The organism is Acidimicrobiia bacterium (assembly GCA_036271555.1).
Lineage (GTDB): Bacteria > Actinomycetota > Acidimicrobiia > IMCC26256 > PALSA-610 > DATBAK01.
Genome location: DATBAK010000032.1, coordinates 1 through 16,306 on the forward strand (window position 1 = coordinate 1; position 16,306 = coordinate 16,306).

Consider the following 16,306-nt stretch of genomic DNA (forward strand, 5'->3'; position numbering starts at 1 on the left):
TTCGCCAACTCGACCCTCGCCAAGCCGTCGAAGGCCGCCGAGGACGACGCCGCGGCGGCGCGGCTCTGGACCGTGAGCGAGCAGCTCGTTCGTTGACGCACCGCGCCGCGCGGTGCTCCACTGTGCGCCGGCGACGCCGGCGGGGGGCCGAGCGGGGGGCCGAGCGGCCGTAGGGGTGGGATATGCGGCGCACGACCATCGTCGGGATGGTGACCCTGCTCTTCATCGCCGGCGTCGGCCCGAGCGCGGGCGCCGCCGGGGCGACGATCGCCATCGACCCGTCGACGGGACTGGTCGCGGGACAGTCGGTGCTCGTCTCCGGAAGCGGCTTCGGCGCCGACGCGCCGCTCGCGTCCGCCGAGTGCACGCGCGGCGCCGTCGACCTCCCCGATTGCGACCTCGGCACGGCCGGGTTCCCGACCGCCGACGACTCGGGGGCGTACTCGTTCCATTTCGTCGTGCACACCGAGCTGAGTACGAGACGTGCTCCACCTCGAGCACGTGTCGACGATCACGCCCGCGGCCGACAAGGGTGCGAACGCGGTCGACACCGACTGGCAGCCGACGCAGCACGCACAGATGTCGGCGTTCGCGTCGTCGGAAGGCGCCACCCTTCCCGAGTTCGAGAAGACCGGCGCGCTCTTCGTCGCTTTCGTCCTCGCGCTCTCGCACTGACGGCGCACGCCGGAACGGCCGGGTCGCCGAGCGGGCCGCTGAGGCGTCGGGGCCGCGAACACTTGCGAGGCCGGCCAGAGAGTTCAGTCGGCGGGCGCGACCGCGACGACGGCCGCGAGCGGGACGAGCGTCTCCCCCACCGCGGTCGTCACCATCACGACGTCGACGCCGACTCCGAGCGTGCCGGTGACGCGATCGGGACCGAGCGTCGTCGCGATCGTCACCGTCCGACCTTCGAGCTCGAGCAGCCGCGCGCGGAAGCTCGCGAACTGCGCGCCCGAACGCCCACCGGATCGCGCGCGCTCGACGACCGTCACCGACCACGCGATCGATTCCGCGATGTGCACGTCGACGCGCGCGTCGTGCGCCTCGTCGAAGAAGGCGAGGCGGTCGCGCGCCACCTCGACGATCACACCTTCGACGCGATGACCCGCCGCGTTCAGCACGACGTGGTCGCCGCGGTGCATGAGGTCACGCGCGAGATCGAGGAACGTGCGCGAGTGACGCCACTGCTCGGCCGCGTCGCCGGTGATCGACTCCTGCTCGGCGCGCCACTCCTCGCGCATCGCCGCTCCGGAAGCACCGAGATCGGGCGTCGGTGACGCGTCCTCGTCGTCGGGCACGGCCCAATGCTCGCACGGGCGGGCCTGCGAGCTCGCCCGACTCGACGCGGGGAAGCCGGCGAGGTCGCTTGCTCGCGGATTTACGCGACGCCCAGGCGCTCGGCTGCTTCGCGCCGGTAACGGCTCGTCGAGTGCTCGGGGTCCTTGTCGAAGCGCGGGATCACCTCGTCGCCGAACAGCGCGATCGTGCGCGCGAGCAGGTCGTGCGGGAACACGCTGCCCGACGGGCCCATGATGAGCTGGTCGACGCCGACGTCCTCCCACTTCTGCAGCGCCTGCGCGCAGTCGTCGGGTGTGCCGACGATGCTCGCACCCGTCTCGAAGCCCTTCTCGATCTGCTCGAGCGTCGGGTCGGGGATCTCCGTCGGCCAGTCGGGCACCCCCGGAGGCTTCGGGAAGGTGTCGAGGTAGTGGAACACGAGACTCTGCTGGCGGCCGTTGCCCGAGCGCGTGAGCAGGTCGCGCGCCTCGTCGCGGCTCTCGAGGCACATGAAGCTCGTCGTGACCGCGATGTTGTCGTTGACGAACTCACCGACGGGCTCCGCGTTCACGATCGTCTTCTTGTAGAGGTCGATCAGCGGCGCCATCTTCGCGGGTGACCCGCCGGTGAAGCAGAGCACGCCGAGCCCCAGCTGCGCGGCCTTCTCGAACGTGCCGGGGTTGCCGGCCGCGACCCACATCGGCGGGTGCGGCTTCACGTAGGGCTTCGGCAGCACGTCGCGCACCGGCATGGTGAAGAAGCGGCCGTCGAACGAGTACGTGTCGTCGCGCCACATCTTCTTGAACTCGCCGATCACCTCGTCGTACATCTCCTTGGTGAGCTCGGGATCGGTGATCCCGAAGCCCGCCTGCTCCGTCGTCGACGAGCCCCGGCCGGTGCCGAACTCGAAGCGGCCATTGCTGAGGTGGTCGAGCATCGCGACGCGCTCGGCGACGCGCGCGGGGTGGTTCACCGGCGGCGTGACGTTGATGATCCCCGACCCCACATGGATCTTCTCGGTGCGGGCGAGGATGTGCGGCGCGAGCACCTCGTTCGCGGAGATGTGCGAATACTCCTTGAGGAAGTGGTGCTCGGTGAGCCACGCGTACTTCCAGTTGTGCTGGTCGCCGACGACGCAGAGGTCGGCCTCGCTCATGAGCCGGGTGTGCTCGGCGTTCGGGTCGGTCGCGCTCATGGCTTGCGGGACGTAGCCCCCGCAGAACAGTCCGAACTCCATGCCTGCTCCCCCGTCGACGGCCGATCTACGGAATTAGAACGTGTTTCATTTTACGGGAGGGCCGCCACGCTGTCCACCTTCATGGTCGGGCTCGCATGCTCGCCCTCCGCGACACGGAATGGGAGCGATCGTGGTCGCTCCGCTCGCTCCGCCCGTTCGCTCAGGCGCGGTCGCCGTTCTGCTCGATGCGCGCGTGGATCTCGGTGAGGATCTCGCGCGGCAGGATCGCGGCAGAGCGGGCGCTGCCGGTCAAGGGCGTCGTGCGGTCGGCGCCGACGGCGACATCGATGGCGCGCAGCAACGCGCGCAACGCCCGCGACGAGCACAGCCCCGCCTGCTGGAGCTCACCGACGAGTCGGGTGCCGTCGACCAGCAGCGCGACGCGCTCGTCCTCGTCGAGAACCCCGCTCGGTTCGCCGCGCTCGAGCGCGACCTCCAGCCGCGCGAACAGCTTCGTGAGCGCCTCACCGAGCCGGCGATCGGCCGCGAGCCGCGCCGCGTCGTCGAGCGCCGCCGCGGGCTGCGGCGCCGGCCTCGGCGGCGAGACGATCGGCTCGACCGGTTCTGGTTCGACGACGGGTTCCGACTCCACGACCTGCTGCGGCACGACGACGAGTTGCGGCGCGACGACCGGCTCCGGCACGACGACGGGCTCCGGCACGACGACCGGTGCGGGCTCGGGCGCGGGTTCCGGCGCGACCGGCACCGCGACGAACGAGTCCGGCGGCACGAGCACGTGCCACTGCGCCGCGTTCGCGCCGACGGTGACCCACACGAGCAGCCGCGCCCGGCGCCCGGCCTGCACCGCGACGCGCAGCCCGAACGGAAGGTCGACGGGCTCACGCTCACGCAGCGACTCGGCGATCGCGGTCAGCTCCGCGACCTGATCGCCGATCGGCGCGTCGATCACGAAGTGGTAGCCCTCGGGCTGCACCGAACCCGAGACCACGAGGTCACCGTCGATCGCGAGCGCGACGTCGAGCACCTCGCCGAGCACGACGACAACGGCTTCGCCCGCGCCGACATCGACGAGCGCGGGCTCGAGCTTCTCGATGCCGACGGACGCGGGTCGCAGCGTGGTGCGCGCCGCCATGGTGACGGTGTCGGTCACCGACGGACCCGGGGCGGCGACCGTCTCGGCATCGAGACCGGCGGCCGCGTCCGCGTCCGCGTCGCTGTCGGGTACGAGTGCACGCAGCGCGTCTTCGTCGCGGTGCAGCCCGGCCGCGAGCGCGGGTGCGTCGAAGTCGATGCCTTCCGCGAGGCGCGCGCGTGCGCCGACGCGATCGGCCGCGCCGGTCAGGAGCCGGCCCAGGTCGCGATCGGCCCGCTGCGCGCGCTTGGCGTGGTAGTGGACGAACCGCTCGAGGTTCTCGAGCGCACCGGCGACGCCTTCGAGCTCGGGCGGCGCGGTGAACCCGGGCCGGGGCGCGGGCTCGCCGCCGGACTCGATCTCGCGCAACGCCGCGGGGATGCGCTCGATCTGCAGCTGGTTGGCCTGGCGGGACAGGTCGATGAGCGGGCGCCGCAGCGCGCGGACGACCGCGAGCGCGACCACCACGACGAGCACCACGGCGACCGCCACGCCGATCCACACGAGCGCGAGCCAACCGCCGACGGTCGTGGACGACTGGTCGTCACCGTGACGGAATCCCCAGACCGCAACGGTCGCGATGCCGCCGAGCGCGACGAGGCACACGGCGGCGGCCGCGGCCACGGCGAGCACTCTCGGCCGGACCGCGCCGCGCATCGCACCCTCTCCTCTACCGCCGCCGGCCCTCCGTGGCCACCGGCGGATGCCGCCCCCTGCGGGGCTGCCCCAGACCCGTCATGATACAGAATGCGGTCACTCGGTTACAGACCGTGACCACAACCATCTGGTCGCGGGCGCTCGCCACTCCTCGACGCGGGATGGGAGCCGGCGAGGCGCTTGCTCGCTTCGCTCACCGCTGACGGTCGGAGCTCCCTTCCGCCCGCGCCGGCGCGCTCGACCAGAATCACCGCATGCGAGGAATCGTCCATCTCGGAGGCGGCGAGGTCGTCGTCACCGACGAGCTCGAAGTGCGCCGGCCCGGGCCGACCGAGGTCGCCATCCGGCTGGTCGCCGCGGGCGTCTGCCACAGCGACCTCTCGGTCCTCGACGGCACGATCCCCTTCCCGACCCCCGTCGTCTGCGGGCACGAGGGGGCGGGCGTCGTCGAGGAGGTCGGCGCCACGGTGAAGGGCGTCGCGCCCGGCGACCACGTGGTCGTCTCGACCCTCGCCAACTGCGGGCGCTGCGCGGCCTGCGCGGCCGGCCGCCCGACCCGCTGCCGCTCGTCGATCGGCAACATCGACCGGCCCTTCACCTTCCGCGGCGAGCCCGCCTACAACTTCGCGGCGACGTCGTCGTTCGCCGAGCGCATCGTCGTCGAGGCGGTGCAGGCGGTGCCGATCAGCAAGGACGTGCCGCTGACCTCCGCGTGCCTCATCGCGTGCGGCGTGATCACCGGCGTCGGCGCGGTCCTGAACCGAGCGCGCGTGCAGACGGGTGAGACCGCCGCGGTCTTCGGCATCGGCGGGGTCGGGCTCAACGTCGTGCAGGCGCTTCGCCTCGTCGGCGCCGCGCGCATCGTCGCCATCGACGCCAACCCCGCGAAGGAAGTGCTGGCACGGCAGTTCGGCGCGACCGACTTCGTGCTCGCGGGCGACGACGGCGTCGAGCAGGTGCGGGCGATGTTCCCGGCGCCCGGCATCCACTTCGCCGGCGGCGTCGACTGGGCGTTCGAGTGCACCGGCATCCCGAAGGTGCTCGAAGCCGCGATCGAGACGCTCGACTGGGGCGGCACCGCGGTCGCGATCGGTGTGCCGCCACCCGGCGCACAGGTGTCGGCGGTGATCACCCGGCTCACGCAGATCGACCGGGGCGTGATCGGCAACCGCTACGGCTCGGCCCGGCCGCACCGCGACTTCCCGATGATCGCGTCGCTCTATCTCGACGGCCGGCTCATGCTCGACGAGCTCGTCTCCGCGACCGCGCCGCTGGAGGACTTCGGCACCATCGTCGACCGCCTCCACGCCGGCGAGCTCGCGCGCGGCGTGCTGACCTTCGACGCCTGACCCGGCGCGCACGGCACACGCGCCGCGCCGTGCCGCGTCAGGCCGGCGTATCCCAGCCGTCGTACTCGCCGCCGAAACGCGCGGCCGTAACGTCGAAGAACGCGCGGGCGACGACGACGGCCTCATGATCGAGCACGACGTCGTGCCGCGTCGCCACGACCAGCCGGCGATCGGGGTCGTCGGCGGGGGCTGGGCGCTGCTCGACGTCCCATCCCGACGCGGCGACGTGCGCGGCGGCGTCACGCCGGGCCGCCTCGGACCCGAAGAACAGGTAGTGGTGCACGGTGCGGGGGGTCGACAGATCGGCGCCGCGCCGGGTGAGCTGGTCGAGAATCGCGCGGTCGGCGGCGCCGACGTCGTGCGACTCGGCGTCGGGTGCGAGCTCCACCTTCGCCGTCGACGGGCGGGGCGCGCCCTGAACCGCCGCGAGCAGCCGGTCGAACTCCGACCATTCACGGTCGCTCTCGACGTTGAAGCGGACGTCGTGGTCGCCGATACGCGTGGTCGTCACGCCGTCGGCGTTGAACGCGGTGCGGACGCGCGAATAGAACACGAGCTGGTGCCGCGCGTTGCCCGTGATGACCGCGGCGAGCACGGCCTCGCGCGCCAGCGTCGTCACCAGTCGATCATCGGTGGCGCCCAGGGCGGCGAGCGATTCCTCGGTCGGCAACCCGTCGGCGCGCGGATCGGCGAGGTCGATCGTGCACTCGATCCGGATCGAGAACGACTGCCGGTTCGACACGTCGGCGTACACGCGGTTGATCCGGATCACGATCGGCCGGCCCGTGATGTTGTCGAGCCCGTGCGCAACGGTCCAGTCGGGCGGCACGTCCTGGACCGCGCGCCGGTTGCGACGCCAGGCCATCAGGCGGCGCTCACGCGCCCGCGGCGACCTGCGCCTCGCGCTGGCGCGTCGTGCGGTGCACCGGGTCCTTGTCGAACTGCGGCAGCACATCGCGACCGAAGAGCTCGATCGTCTCGACCGCGACGTCGCGCGGCATCGTGCTCGACAGCAAACCGAAGGCGACCTGATCGGCACCCGCGTCCTGGAACGCCTGCACCGACGGGATCACATCCTCGGGTGTGCCGTACATCGAGCCGGCGATGCCGATGCGAGACGCGATGTCGTCGCGCGTCGGTTCGGGAATCAGCGCCGGCCACTCGGGAATGCCGTCGGGCCGCGGGAACGTGTCGAGATACCGGAACAACAGGCTGTTCTGGTAGCTCATCGAGAGCGTCGGCCCGATGTCGAGCACGCGCTCACGGTCTTCGAGGCACAGCAACTGCGTGGTGACCATCACGTTGTCGTTCACGTAGCCGCCGACGGGATCCGCGTCCTTGATCGCCTCTTTGTACGAGTCGATCAGCGGCTTCAACGCGTCCGGCCCCGCCATCGTGAAGCACAACACGCCGAGCCCCATCTTCGCGGCCTTCTCGAACGTGCTCGGCGAACCCGCGGCCACCCACATCGGCGGATGCGGCTTCGTGTACGGCTTCGGCAACACGTTCCGCTTCGGCATCGAGAAGAACCGGCCGTCGTACTCGTACTCACCGTCGGCCCACATGTGACGGAACTGCCCGACGACCTCGTCGAACATCTCCTTCGTCAGATCCGGATCGTCGATCCCGAACCCGGCCTGCTCCGTGGTCGACGAGCCGCGACCCATACCCATCTCGAAACGGCCGTGGCTCAGATGATCGAGCATCGCGACACGCTCCGCCACGCGCGCCGGGTGGTTCACCGGCGGCGTGACGTTGAAGATGCCCGACCCGATGTGGATGCGCTCCGTACTCGACGCGAGATAACCGAGGAACACCTCGTTCGCCGACAGGTGCGAGTACTCCGTGAGGAAGTGGTGCTCGGTCACCCACGTGTACTTGAAGCCGCTGCGATCCGCAGCCTCGACGATCGCGACCTCGTCGAGCAGACGCTCGTGCTCGGCACCGGGATTGCCGTCGCTCAGGTGATGCGGCACGTACAGGCTGTTGAAGAGTCCGAATTCCATGCGGCGCGGAGGTTAGTGCCGAGGTACTACGCCACTTCGACCGGTAGCTTCCTGATTCCGGTGTGCTTGTTGCTGCGCGTCCACTCGGGCGCGCCGGTGAGCTCGATGCGGTCGAAGCGCGCGAGCACCTCGCCGAGGACGACGCGCAACTCGAGCCGGGCGAGGCTCGCGCCGAGACAGTGGTGGATGCCGTGTCCGAAGCCGAGGTGCGGGTTCGGGTCGCGCGCGGCGTCGAACTGCATCGCGCGTTCGAAGACCCTCTCGTCGCGGTTCGCCGACGCTTCCCAGAACACGACCTTGTCGCCCGCCTCGATCTCCTGACCGCCGAGCACGGTGTCGACCGTCGCGGTTCGGCGGTTGTACGCGGCCGGGCTCGTCCAGCGCACGATCTCGTCGGTCGCGGTCTCGATCGGGATCGCAGTGGAGCGCACCGCCGCGAGCTGCGCGGGATGCTGCACGAGCGCGAGCAGGCCGCCCGCGACCGCGTTGCGCGTCGTGTCGGCGCCCGCCGCGAATAGCAGGCTGAAGAAGAGGTGGAGCTCGTCGTCGGTGAGCGACGGCGGATCCATGTCGGGCAGCGTCGCATGGACGACGACGGAGAGCATGTCGTCGGCCGGCTCCGCGCGCTTGCGCGCGATCAGCCGCGCGCCGTACTCGAACATGCGCAGCCCGGATTGCGCGACGCGATCGGTGCTCGCGAACGCGTCGCCCTCACGGAAGTCGAAGACCGTCTCGATCCACTCGAACAGCTGGTGGCGATCGCCTTCGGGCACACCGAGCAGGAGGCAGATCGCCTGCATCGGCAGCTCGCCCGCGACACTCGCGACGAAGTCGCCACCGCCGGTCGCCGCGAAGCGATCGAGGAGCACGTGCGTCCGCGCGCGCAGATCGGCTTCGAGTCGTCCGATCGTGCGGGGCGTGAGCCCGCGGCTCACGAGCGCGCGCACGCGCTGATGGCGCGGGTCGTCCATCATGTTGAGGACCTTCCCCGCGATCGGTGAGTCCGGGAGGATCGTGCCGCCGTAGGGCCGCGCACCACCGGTCTCCGACGAGTACGTACGCGCGTCGCGCATCACCGCGAGCGTCTCCTCGTGCGTCGAGACCGACCAGAAGCCTTCTTCGTCGGGGGTGTGCGCAGTCGGCTCGTGCCAGTAGACGGGCGCGAACGCGCGGTGCACCGCGAACACGTGGTGCGGGAAGCCGTTCGCGAAGAGGTCGAGATCGGTGAGGTCGACGGCGGCGAGCTCGGGCGGAGCGGGCGCGTGCGCGGCACTCATCGCGCGTCGGTCAAACCCGCATGCGGCTGCCGCGCCCTTGCGCCAGCCGTTCCGCGCGCAGCCGGTCGACCGCGGGCATCGCGAGCGGCTCGAGCGTGCGGCCGACCGCCCAGCCGAGCAGCAAGTCGGCGAGTGCGGGGTTGCGCGCGAGCACCGGACCGTGGAGATAGGTGCCGATGACGCGGCCCGCGATCGCGCCTTCGGTGCCGGAACCGTCGCCGTTGCCGACGCCGAGGTCGAGGCGGGCGAGCGGCTGCAGGCTCTCCGACAGCCACGTGCCGCCGCCGTGGTTCTCGAAGCCGGTGAGCGTCGGCAGGTTGAGCTCGGCACGCGGCAGCGCGAACACCTCGCCGACCGCACGCGGCCCGTCGCGGCGCGCGCTCGTGCAGTCGAGCACGCCGAGTCCGTCGACCGCGCGACCTTCCGCGGTCTCGAACGTCTGGCCGAGCAACTGGAAACCCGCGCACACACCGAGCACGACCGCGTTGCGCTGCACCGCGGTGCCGATCGCGGTGCGCAGCTGCGCGTCGCCCGCGACCGCGGCCTGCGCGCCGTCCTCGCCACCACCGAGCAGATAGATGTCGGCGTCGGCGGGCACGGGGTCGCGGTCGAGCTCGAGCACACGCGCACCGATGCCGCGCTTGCGCAGTCGCATCTCCAACACGGTCGCGTTCCCGCGGTCGCCGTAGGTGCCGAGCATCGCCGGCCGCACGAGCGCGATCGTGATCTCAGACGACATTGCCGAACCGCTTCCGCAGGTCCTGGAACGCGCTGTAGTTCGCGATGACGTCGACGATCGGGAACTCGAGGCGGTCCATCACCTCGTCGACATTGGGTCGCCACTCGTGCTCGATGCCCGCGTACGCGAGCCGCACCGACAAGTCGGAGGCGCGGTCACCGGTGCAGATCACCGGCCGCTCCCCCAGCGTCTCGAACGGCACGTCGTAGATCCACGACGGATCGTGACCGTCGGGGTCGCGCGCGTTGAGCACGAGCACCACGGGCTCGGGCGGCGGCGGGATGAAGCGAAGCGTCTCCCGCCAGCTCGCGGGGTTCTTCGCGAGCAGCAAACGGACCTGCGCGTTGCCCACCCGCACCGTGCGGTAGCGGCCCGCGACACCTTGCACACCGACGGCTCCGCGCACCGCGTCCGCGGGCGCGACACCGAGCACCGCGGCGGTGGCCGCCGCCATCGCGACGTTGCCGCGGTTCACGTCGCCGGGCAGCGACGGCTCGACCGCGAGCTCCGTACCGTCGGGCAGCACGAGCCGGTCGTGCACGAGCGCGTAGTTCGGTGTCGGGCGCGCGAAGTCGCATCCGGTGCAGTGCCAGCCCTGCGCGTCGAAGTCGATCACCGAGCTGCATGCCGGGCACGCGAGCGCGTCGTCGGTCCAGCGCTGACCGGCGCCGACCCACCGCACGTTCGTCGCCGGCAGCGCCGCCCACACGATGAGCGGATCGTCGACGTTCGCGACAACCGTGATCTCGGGATGGTCGGCGACACACTCGCGCCAGCGCCCCGAGATCATGCGCGTCTCGTTGAGCCGGCTCAGCTGGTCGCGCGACAGGTTGAGGAAGGCAACGGCCTTGGGTGCGAGCGTGTCGAAGGCCCAGGGGATGAAGCGCTCGTCGACCTCGATCGCGGCGATCGACGCGGTGCGCTGCTCGAGCAGTGCGGCGACGATGCCTTCGGTGACGTTCGCACCCGAGCGGTTGCTCGCGACCTCGCCGCGCGTCGCGAGCGCGGCCGCGAGCATCGCGGTCGTCGTCGTCTTGCCGTTCGTGCCGCTGACGAGCGCGGTCGTGCGACCGGCGGCGAGGAGGCGGGCCGCGTCGGGCGCGACGGTGAGGCAGGTCTTCCCGCTGATGACCCAGCCCTCGCCCCGGCCGGTCGCTCGCGAGGCGAGCCCCGCGAGTCGTCCCGCCGTTACTCCGGCGACGAGTCGGGCGCGATCGCCCCAGGCTCGTGTCGGTGGCCGCCGCGTGACCACGCTCGCTCCTTCTGACCGGTGCTGTGCCGATCTGCGCCGATCTGATCGGGTCGGACGACGTTAGCGGTCACCTTTCTCGATCAGATGCGACCCTCTCCTCAGGTCCCCACCAGAACGGGCGGGTGGCCAAGCGGCGCGGGTAAGGAAAGGGCCGTGGCCGGCGCGGTGAGCTTTCTCCTCCTCGCGGCCCTGATCGCGTTCGTGACGCTGCGACCGCGCGGGCTGCCGGAGGTCGTCGTCGCGCTGCCCGCGGCCGTGATCGTCGTCGTCGCGCGCCTTGCCCCGTGGGCCGCCGTGCGCCACGAGCTCCGCTTCCTCGCGCCGACGCTCGTGTTCCTCGCCGCGATCTTCGTGATCGCCGAGGTCGCGTCGGTCGCCGGCGTGTTCGACGCCGCGGGCGCGATCTTGGCGCGCCGATCGGGCGGCTCGGCGCGCCGGCTCGTGCTCGTCGTCGCCGTCGCCGCGACCGTCACGACGACGGTGTTGAGCCTCGACGCGACCGCCGTCCTGCTGACGCCGGTCGTGCTCCGAGTGGCGCGCGCCCGGCACGCCGATCTCGAGACTCCCCTCCTCACGACGACGCAACTCGCGAACGGCGGCTCGCTGCTGCTACCCGTGTCGAACCTCACGAACCTGATCGTCTTCCCGCTGACCGGTCTCACGTTCGCAGGCTTCGCGGTGCGGATGGCGTTTCCGCTCGCAGTCGCGGTCGGGGTGATCACGGCGGTTGCCGTCGTGCGCGCCGGGGGCCCGCGGGGCGGGCGCGTCGTCGCCGGCGGATCGACGGAGTTGCGCGCCGACGCACCGGTCGAGCTCGACGGCTTCGGGCGCGCGGTCGCGTGCGGGCTCGGTGTGCTGCTCGTCGCCTTCTTCGCGGGCTCGCTCGTGCACGTCGCACCGTCGGTGATCGCCGCGGTCGGCGCGGTGCTGTTCGGCACGGCGGCCGTCGCTCACCGTCGGACCGGTGTCGGCGCGCTGGTGCGCGCGGCGGCGCCAGGCTTCGTCGTGTTCGTCGGCGCGCTCGGCGTCGTCGTGACGGCCGCGAGCCGCCACGGACTGTCGAGAATCGTCGGCGACGTATTGCCGTCGGGCAACGGACTCGCGCCACTGATCGGCGTCGCACTGGTCGCGGCCGTGCTCGCGAACATCGTGAACAACCTGCCGGCGACGCTCGTGCTGCTCGGCGCGATCCCGTCCGGTGCGGCCGCGCCCCTGCTCGCCGCGCTCGTCGGGCTCAACGTCGGCCCGAACCTCACCTATACGGGATCGCTCGCGACCCTGCTCTGGCGCAAGACGGTCCGCGCCGCCGACGCCGAGCCGCGGCGCCGCGCGTTCTTCACGGCCGCGGCGCTGACGACCCCGCTCGCCGTCGTTGCCGCGACCGCCGCCCTCTGGCTGTCACTCCGAGTGCTCGGCGGCGGCTGAGGGCCGCTTCGATCTGATCGAGAAAAGTGACGCGCCGCGTCACCTCGCTCGATCAGTTGGACGGGACTCGATCAGTTGGGCGGGCGGGCACGAGCGTGTCGCTCTGCGGCCGCTCGACGTGGCCATTGAGGCGTCGGTGCCGGCGAGCGAAGCGAGTGGCACGATCACGACCGGTCAGCTCGGATCGGCTGGGATTGGATCGGGCGGACTGCGTTGGCGCGCGTGGGGTCGGCGTAGGCGGTCACGAGCGAGTTCGGGCGGTCGGCCTGGAGCAGGCCGAGTTGGTTGCCACTCGGGTCGCGCAGCACGTGGACCGGGCCGTACATCAGCTCGCCGATCGCGGGCTCGGCAGCGTCGGTCATCACAGCCCCTCGCCGAATCGTGCGATTCGTGCCAATCGAACGGCCCGCAGGGTCTGGCAAGCTGCGGCCGTGGCCACGGCCGAGCACGCGCAACCGATCACCGACCGGTCCGTCGTCGGCCCGCGTGATCCCGCGACCGAGACGCCGCCGCGCGCGGACGGTTCGATCCGACGCACGAGCACGATCGACATGCTCCGGCCCGACGGCTGGACCGGCGACCTCGTGCTGCGCGGCCGCGCCCGCGACCTCGTCACCACCGCGAGCGAAGCACACGCGGTCGCCGAAGCACGCGTCGACGTCCGCGCCGACGTGACGCGCGCGCTGATCGCGATCGACACGACCCCCGCGCTCCCGCGCGCCGACGAGCTGCTCGGCGCGCCCGTCGGCGGCGGCTTCCGTGGCCGCGTCGACGCGGTCGCGCCCGACGAGCGCGCCCGCGCCACACCGCTCTACCTCTTGCTCGACGACCTACCGGTCGCCGCGCTCGTGTCGGGTTACGCGATGCAACGCACGAACCAGATCGGTCGCATGCCGGTCGAGGCCTACTCGTACAACACCGACCAGTGCGCGGGCTGGCGGGCGGGCGGCACCCTCATGCTCGTCCTGTCCGACAAGGGTTCCGTGCCGATGACGATCGGTCCCGCGGCGCCCGAGCTCGCGCGCATCGACGACCCGCTCGCGTGGCACGAGCACGATCCGCTGCCGACACACGGGATGCGGCGACGGCGCCGCGTCGACGTGCGGCGCGACGAGGAAGACGGCGCGCTCCACGTCGACGCGATGTTCCGCGACAGCTACCTCGGTGCCGACGGGATCGAGACGATCGTGCACGAATACTCGTGCACCGCGACCGTCGACCCGCACACGCTCACCGTCGTCGCCGCCGAGGCGCGCCCCCGAGTGCTCCCCTACATCGAGTGCCCCGAGGCGGCGGCCAGCGCGCGGCGTCTGGCCGGACTCACCGTCACCGACCTGCGCGCCCGGGTCCGGCGCGAGTTCACCGGCATCTCGACGTGCACCCATCTGAACGACCTGCTGCGCAGCCTCGCCGACGTCGGCGCGCTGGCCTCGGCGCTCGCCGCCACCGCCTGAAGACCGGCCGCGAACCTTGCCCCGTGTGTCAAGATGCCCGCAGGCGTGGGCGCGCCGGCCGTCGTCGGATCGTTGACGCTCCGTGTGGTGTTGACTACGGTACGTGAGTCCCGGCGGGGGACCTCTGGGGAGGGGCACGATGAGACGACTGTCTGCGTGGCTGATCGGCCCGCTGGCGTTGGCGGCCGTTGCCGGCATGGCCGGACCCGTTGCCGCCGCGACGACCAAGCCCCTCGCGGTGCAGGGTCAGTACGTCGTGTACGGCAGCTACAACAAGAAGCCGCGGCTCCAGTCGTTCTCCCTCACCCTCTACAAGAACCACACCGGCACGGATCACTTCAACGACACGATCACGTGGTCGCTCGACGGCAAGAACCTCACGATGATCTTCGACAAGGGGCTCTGGACCTACCACGGCGTCAAGCACGTCGGCGGGTTCAACACCGTGAAGAAGCCGGGCACCTTGGCGAACGTCAACGGCGGCTACGGCACCTGGTACGCCGTCCCGGCCACGACCTAGCCGCGGTCTCGAGCCCGGAGCCGGAACCGATCGCGTGAGCGACGGCCCGCGCCGAGCGGAGACGGAGCTCGAGCAGGTCGAAGGCGAGGTTCGCGACGCGGAGCGCGAGCTGGATTCGCGCGCCGACGCAGTGCTCGCGCGGCACGAGCGCGCCGCGTTGGGCTTCCGGCTGCTGCGCTCGGTGATGAAGGAGCAAGGGCAGGAACAGGTCGGGCTCGCGGCGTCGGGCGCGGCGTTCTGGCTGATCATCTCGGCGTTCCCGACCGCGATCGCGGCGATCAGCATCTTCGGCCTCGTCGTGAGTCCCGCCGACGTCGCGAAGGATCTTGCGGGGCTCGCGCACCAGGGGCCGGCATCGCTGGGCGCGACGGTGACGACCCAGTTGCAACACGTCGCCGCGGCCGACCACGCCGGCCTCTCGACCGGACTCGTCGTGTCGCTCCTGCTCGCGCTCTGGAGCGCGTCGGCGGGCATCTACAACCTCGACCGCGCCATCCGCACCGCGTACGGCCTGCGACCCGATCGCTACCTCGACGCGCGCGGCCGCGCGTTCGTCGGCGCGTTCGCCACGGTCGTCGCGCTCGGGCTCCTCGCGCTGCTGTCGGCCGGACTCTCCGGCGTGGTCGCGCACGTGCCCGCGGCCGTCGTCGCGATCGCAGGCATCCCCGCACTGCTCGCCTTCATGGTCGTCGCGATCGCGGGTCTGTACCGGTTCTCGATCGCGCGGACCGTCGGCGCGGCCGCGGTGTTGCCGGGCGCGATCGCGTCGGGGTGTGGGCTCGCGCTCGTCGCCAGCGGCTTCGCCGTCTACCTGCACTTCTCGAAGCACTTCACGGCCGTGTACGGCGCGCTCGCGGGCGCAGTGATCGCGATGATCGGCACGTACCTCGCGGTGTACGTCGTGCTGCTCGGCGCGGTGCTGAACGTTCAGCTGACCGGCGTCGCGTTCCACGAGCTCGACGACCTCGCGCTCGGATAGACGCGCGTCGTGCCCGCTCAGCCGGCGGCGCGGCGGTAGGTGCGGCTCTCGAACTGCGGCACGAAACCCGCACCCAGGTAGGCGCGGCGGGCCGGTTCGTTGCCTTTGACGAAGTAGATCTTCAGGGTCGAGCAGCCCGCTTCCGCGAGCCGGTCGAGGCCGGCGCGCAGCACGGCCGACGCCAGCCCGCGGCCCTGGAACGCGTCCTCCGTGCGCATCGGCTCTACCAGTCCGACGCCGGTCACGGTGTCGGCCCAGAACAGGCCGTACGCGGCGACCGCGTCGGTCGCGGTCTCGACGATGCAGAGGTCGAGGTCGGGTCGGTACACCGCGCACTCACCCAGGCGCGCCGCGACATGCTCGCCGCTGCGCGCGACCATGTGGTGCGGACGGTCGGCGCGTTCCGCGTACGACGAGACGACGAATCCGTCGGGCAACGCGGTCATCGGCGCCCGCGCGCTCGCGGGCATCATCGTGCCGACGTGGACCTCGTCGGTTGCGACGAAGCCCGCCGCGCTCGCCGCGTCGATCAACGCACGGTCGTCGCCACGGATCTCCATCTCCGTGGGTTTGCTCGCGAAGGTGTCGAGCAACTCGGTGAACCGCGTACCCGCGATCCGCAGCGCCGACGCGGAGTCGTGGCGCGCGTCGAGCACCTGGCAGCCGAAGTTGTCGCCCCAGTCGGTGAACACGATCGCCGCGGCCGGGCGGTCGTCGTCGAGCCAGAACGTCGACGCGCGCGGATCGGGATGCTGATCCCGCCGCCACGACCATTGCAGGTCGGCGGCTTCCCAGTCGCCACCCGTCGGGTTCGCGAGACGCGCGGCGTGGAGCAACTCCGTGACCAACGCGAGATGCTCCAGGCCGGTGGCCTGATACTCACGCATCGCGCCGCGCCACCGCGAGGTACACGTCGTCTCCGTCATCGAAGTCGAGCAGCTCCCAACCCGTGCTCGCGCACGCGGTCGCGAGGTTCGCGGGCGCGCGGACGTCGGCGTCCCGGAGATCGTGGCCGTGGCGTGCCGCGAGTGCGGCACGCC

Annotated in this window: 16 protein-coding genes; 6 read left to right on the forward strand and 10 right to left on the reverse strand. The window is 71.6% G+C overall.

What is annotated here, in order from left to right; genetic code table 11:
- Positions 1-483: 483 nt before the first annotated feature.
- Complete coding sequence (locus VH914_09085) at positions 484-675, forward strand: hypothetical protein (GenBank protein ID HEX4491342.1); 192 nt, start codon at positions 484-486, stop codon at positions 673-675.
- A gap of 83 nt (positions 676-758) precedes the next feature.
- On the opposite strand, the gene VH914_09090 is transcribed toward VH914_09085, so the two are convergent.
- The 3 genes from VH914_09090 to VH914_09100 all read right to left on the reverse strand — a co-directional run bounded on the left by VH914_09090 (position 759) and on the right by VH914_09100 (position 4,232).
- Positions 759-1,298 carry a hypothetical protein gene (locus VH914_09090; GenBank protein ID HEX4491343.1) on the reverse strand — a complete coding sequence of 180 codons (540 nt, stop codon included), beginning with the start codon at positions 1,296-1,298 and terminating at the stop codon, positions 759-761.
- Between the two features lie 80 nt (positions 1,299-1,378).
- A complete protein-coding gene (locus VH914_09095; GenBank protein ID HEX4491344.1) occupies positions 1,379-2,515 on the reverse strand; it encodes an LLM class flavin-dependent oxidoreductase in 1,137 nt (378 codons plus the stop codon).
- A 160-nt stretch (positions 2,516-2,675) separates the two neighbouring features.
- On the reverse strand, positions 2,676-4,232 hold the full coding sequence (locus tag VH914_09100; protein ID HEX4491345.1) for a hypothetical protein: 1,557 nt from the start codon (positions 4,230-4,232) through the stop codon (positions 2,676-2,678).
- Positions 4,233-4,519: 287 nt separating this feature from the next.
- Between VH914_09100 and VH914_09105 the strand changes: the two genes are divergently transcribed.
- Complete coding sequence (locus VH914_09105) at positions 4,520-5,614, forward strand: alcohol dehydrogenase catalytic domain-containing protein (GenBank protein HEX4491346.1); 1,095 nt, start codon at positions 4,520-4,522, stop codon at positions 5,612-5,614.
- Between the two features lie 37 nt (positions 5,615-5,651).
- Here the strand turns inward: VH914_09105 and VH914_09110 are convergent, their stop codons facing one another.
- From VH914_09110 to VH914_09130, 5 genes are read right to left on the reverse strand one after another with little or no spacing between them, the layout of a single operon-like run.
- Positions 5,652-6,479: a DUF695 domain-containing protein gene (locus VH914_09110; protein ID HEX4491347.1), complete on the reverse strand. Its 828-nt coding sequence runs from the start codon at positions 6,477-6,479 to the stop codon at positions 5,652-5,654.
- 10 nt (positions 6,480-6,489) lie between these two features.
- Entirely contained in the window at positions 6,490-7,620 is a 1,131-nt protein-coding gene (locus tag VH914_09115; GenBank protein HEX4491348.1) for an LLM class flavin-dependent oxidoreductase, read from the reverse strand.
- A 26-nt stretch (positions 7,621-7,646) separates the two neighbouring features.
- Positions 7,647-8,897 (reverse strand): cytochrome P450, encoded by a 1,251-nt coding sequence (locus tag VH914_09120; GenBank protein ID HEX4491349.1) that lies wholly within the window; start codon positions 8,895-8,897, stop codon positions 7,647-7,649.
- A 10-nt stretch (positions 8,898-8,907) separates the two neighbouring features.
- Positions 8,908-9,636: a glutamine amidotransferase gene (locus VH914_09125; protein ID HEX4491350.1), complete on the reverse strand. Its 729-nt coding sequence runs from the start codon at positions 9,634-9,636 to the stop codon at positions 8,908-8,910.
- Complete coding sequence (locus VH914_09130; protein ID HEX4491351.1) at positions 9,626-10,888, reverse strand: MurT ligase domain-containing protein; 1,263 nt, start codon at positions 10,886-10,888, stop codon at positions 9,626-9,628. The genes VH914_09125 and VH914_09130 overlap by 11 nt, the downstream gene beginning before the upstream one ends.
- A 153-nt stretch (positions 10,889-11,041) precedes the next feature.
- Between VH914_09130 and VH914_09135 the strand changes: the two genes are divergently transcribed.
- The gene (locus VH914_09135) at positions 11,042-12,313 is read left to right on the forward strand and encodes an SLC13 family permease (protein HEX4491352.1); all 1,272 of its coding nucleotides are present in this window, start codon (positions 11,042-11,044) and stop codon (positions 12,311-12,313) included.
- A 164-nt stretch (positions 12,314-12,477) separates the two neighbouring features.
- On the opposite strand, the gene VH914_09140 is transcribed toward VH914_09135, so the two are convergent.
- Positions 12,478-12,675 (reverse strand): hypothetical protein, encoded by a 198-nt coding sequence (locus VH914_09140; protein ID HEX4491353.1) that lies wholly within the window; start codon positions 12,673-12,675, stop codon positions 12,478-12,480.
- Positions 12,676-12,744: 69 nt separating this feature from the next.
- On the opposite strand from VH914_09140, the gene VH914_09145 reads away from it, so the two are divergent.
- From VH914_09145 to VH914_09155, 3 genes are all read left to right on the forward strand, one after another.
- Positions 12,745-13,767, forward strand: a complete 1,023-nt coding sequence (locus VH914_09145; protein HEX4491354.1) for a DUF2889 domain-containing protein — start codon at positions 12,745-12,747, stop codon at positions 13,765-13,767.
- A 139-nt stretch (positions 13,768-13,906) separates the two neighbouring features.
- Positions 13,907-14,287: a hypothetical protein gene (locus tag VH914_09150; protein HEX4491355.1), complete on the forward strand. Its 381-nt coding sequence runs from the start codon at positions 13,907-13,909 to the stop codon at positions 14,285-14,287.
- A 34-nt stretch (positions 14,288-14,321) separates the two neighbouring features.
- The gene (locus VH914_09155) at positions 14,322-15,266 is read left to right on the forward strand and encodes a YihY/virulence factor BrkB family protein (protein HEX4491356.1); all 945 of its coding nucleotides are present in this window, start codon (positions 14,322-14,324) and stop codon (positions 15,264-15,266) included.
- A gap of 17 nt (positions 15,267-15,283) precedes the next feature.
- On the opposite strand, the gene VH914_09160 is transcribed toward VH914_09155, so the two are convergent.
- On the reverse strand, positions 15,284-16,153 hold the full coding sequence (locus tag VH914_09160) for a GNAT family N-acetyltransferase (protein HEX4491357.1): 870 nt from the start codon (positions 16,151-16,153) through the stop codon (positions 15,284-15,286).
- Positions 16,154-16,306 lie beyond the last annotated feature (153 nt).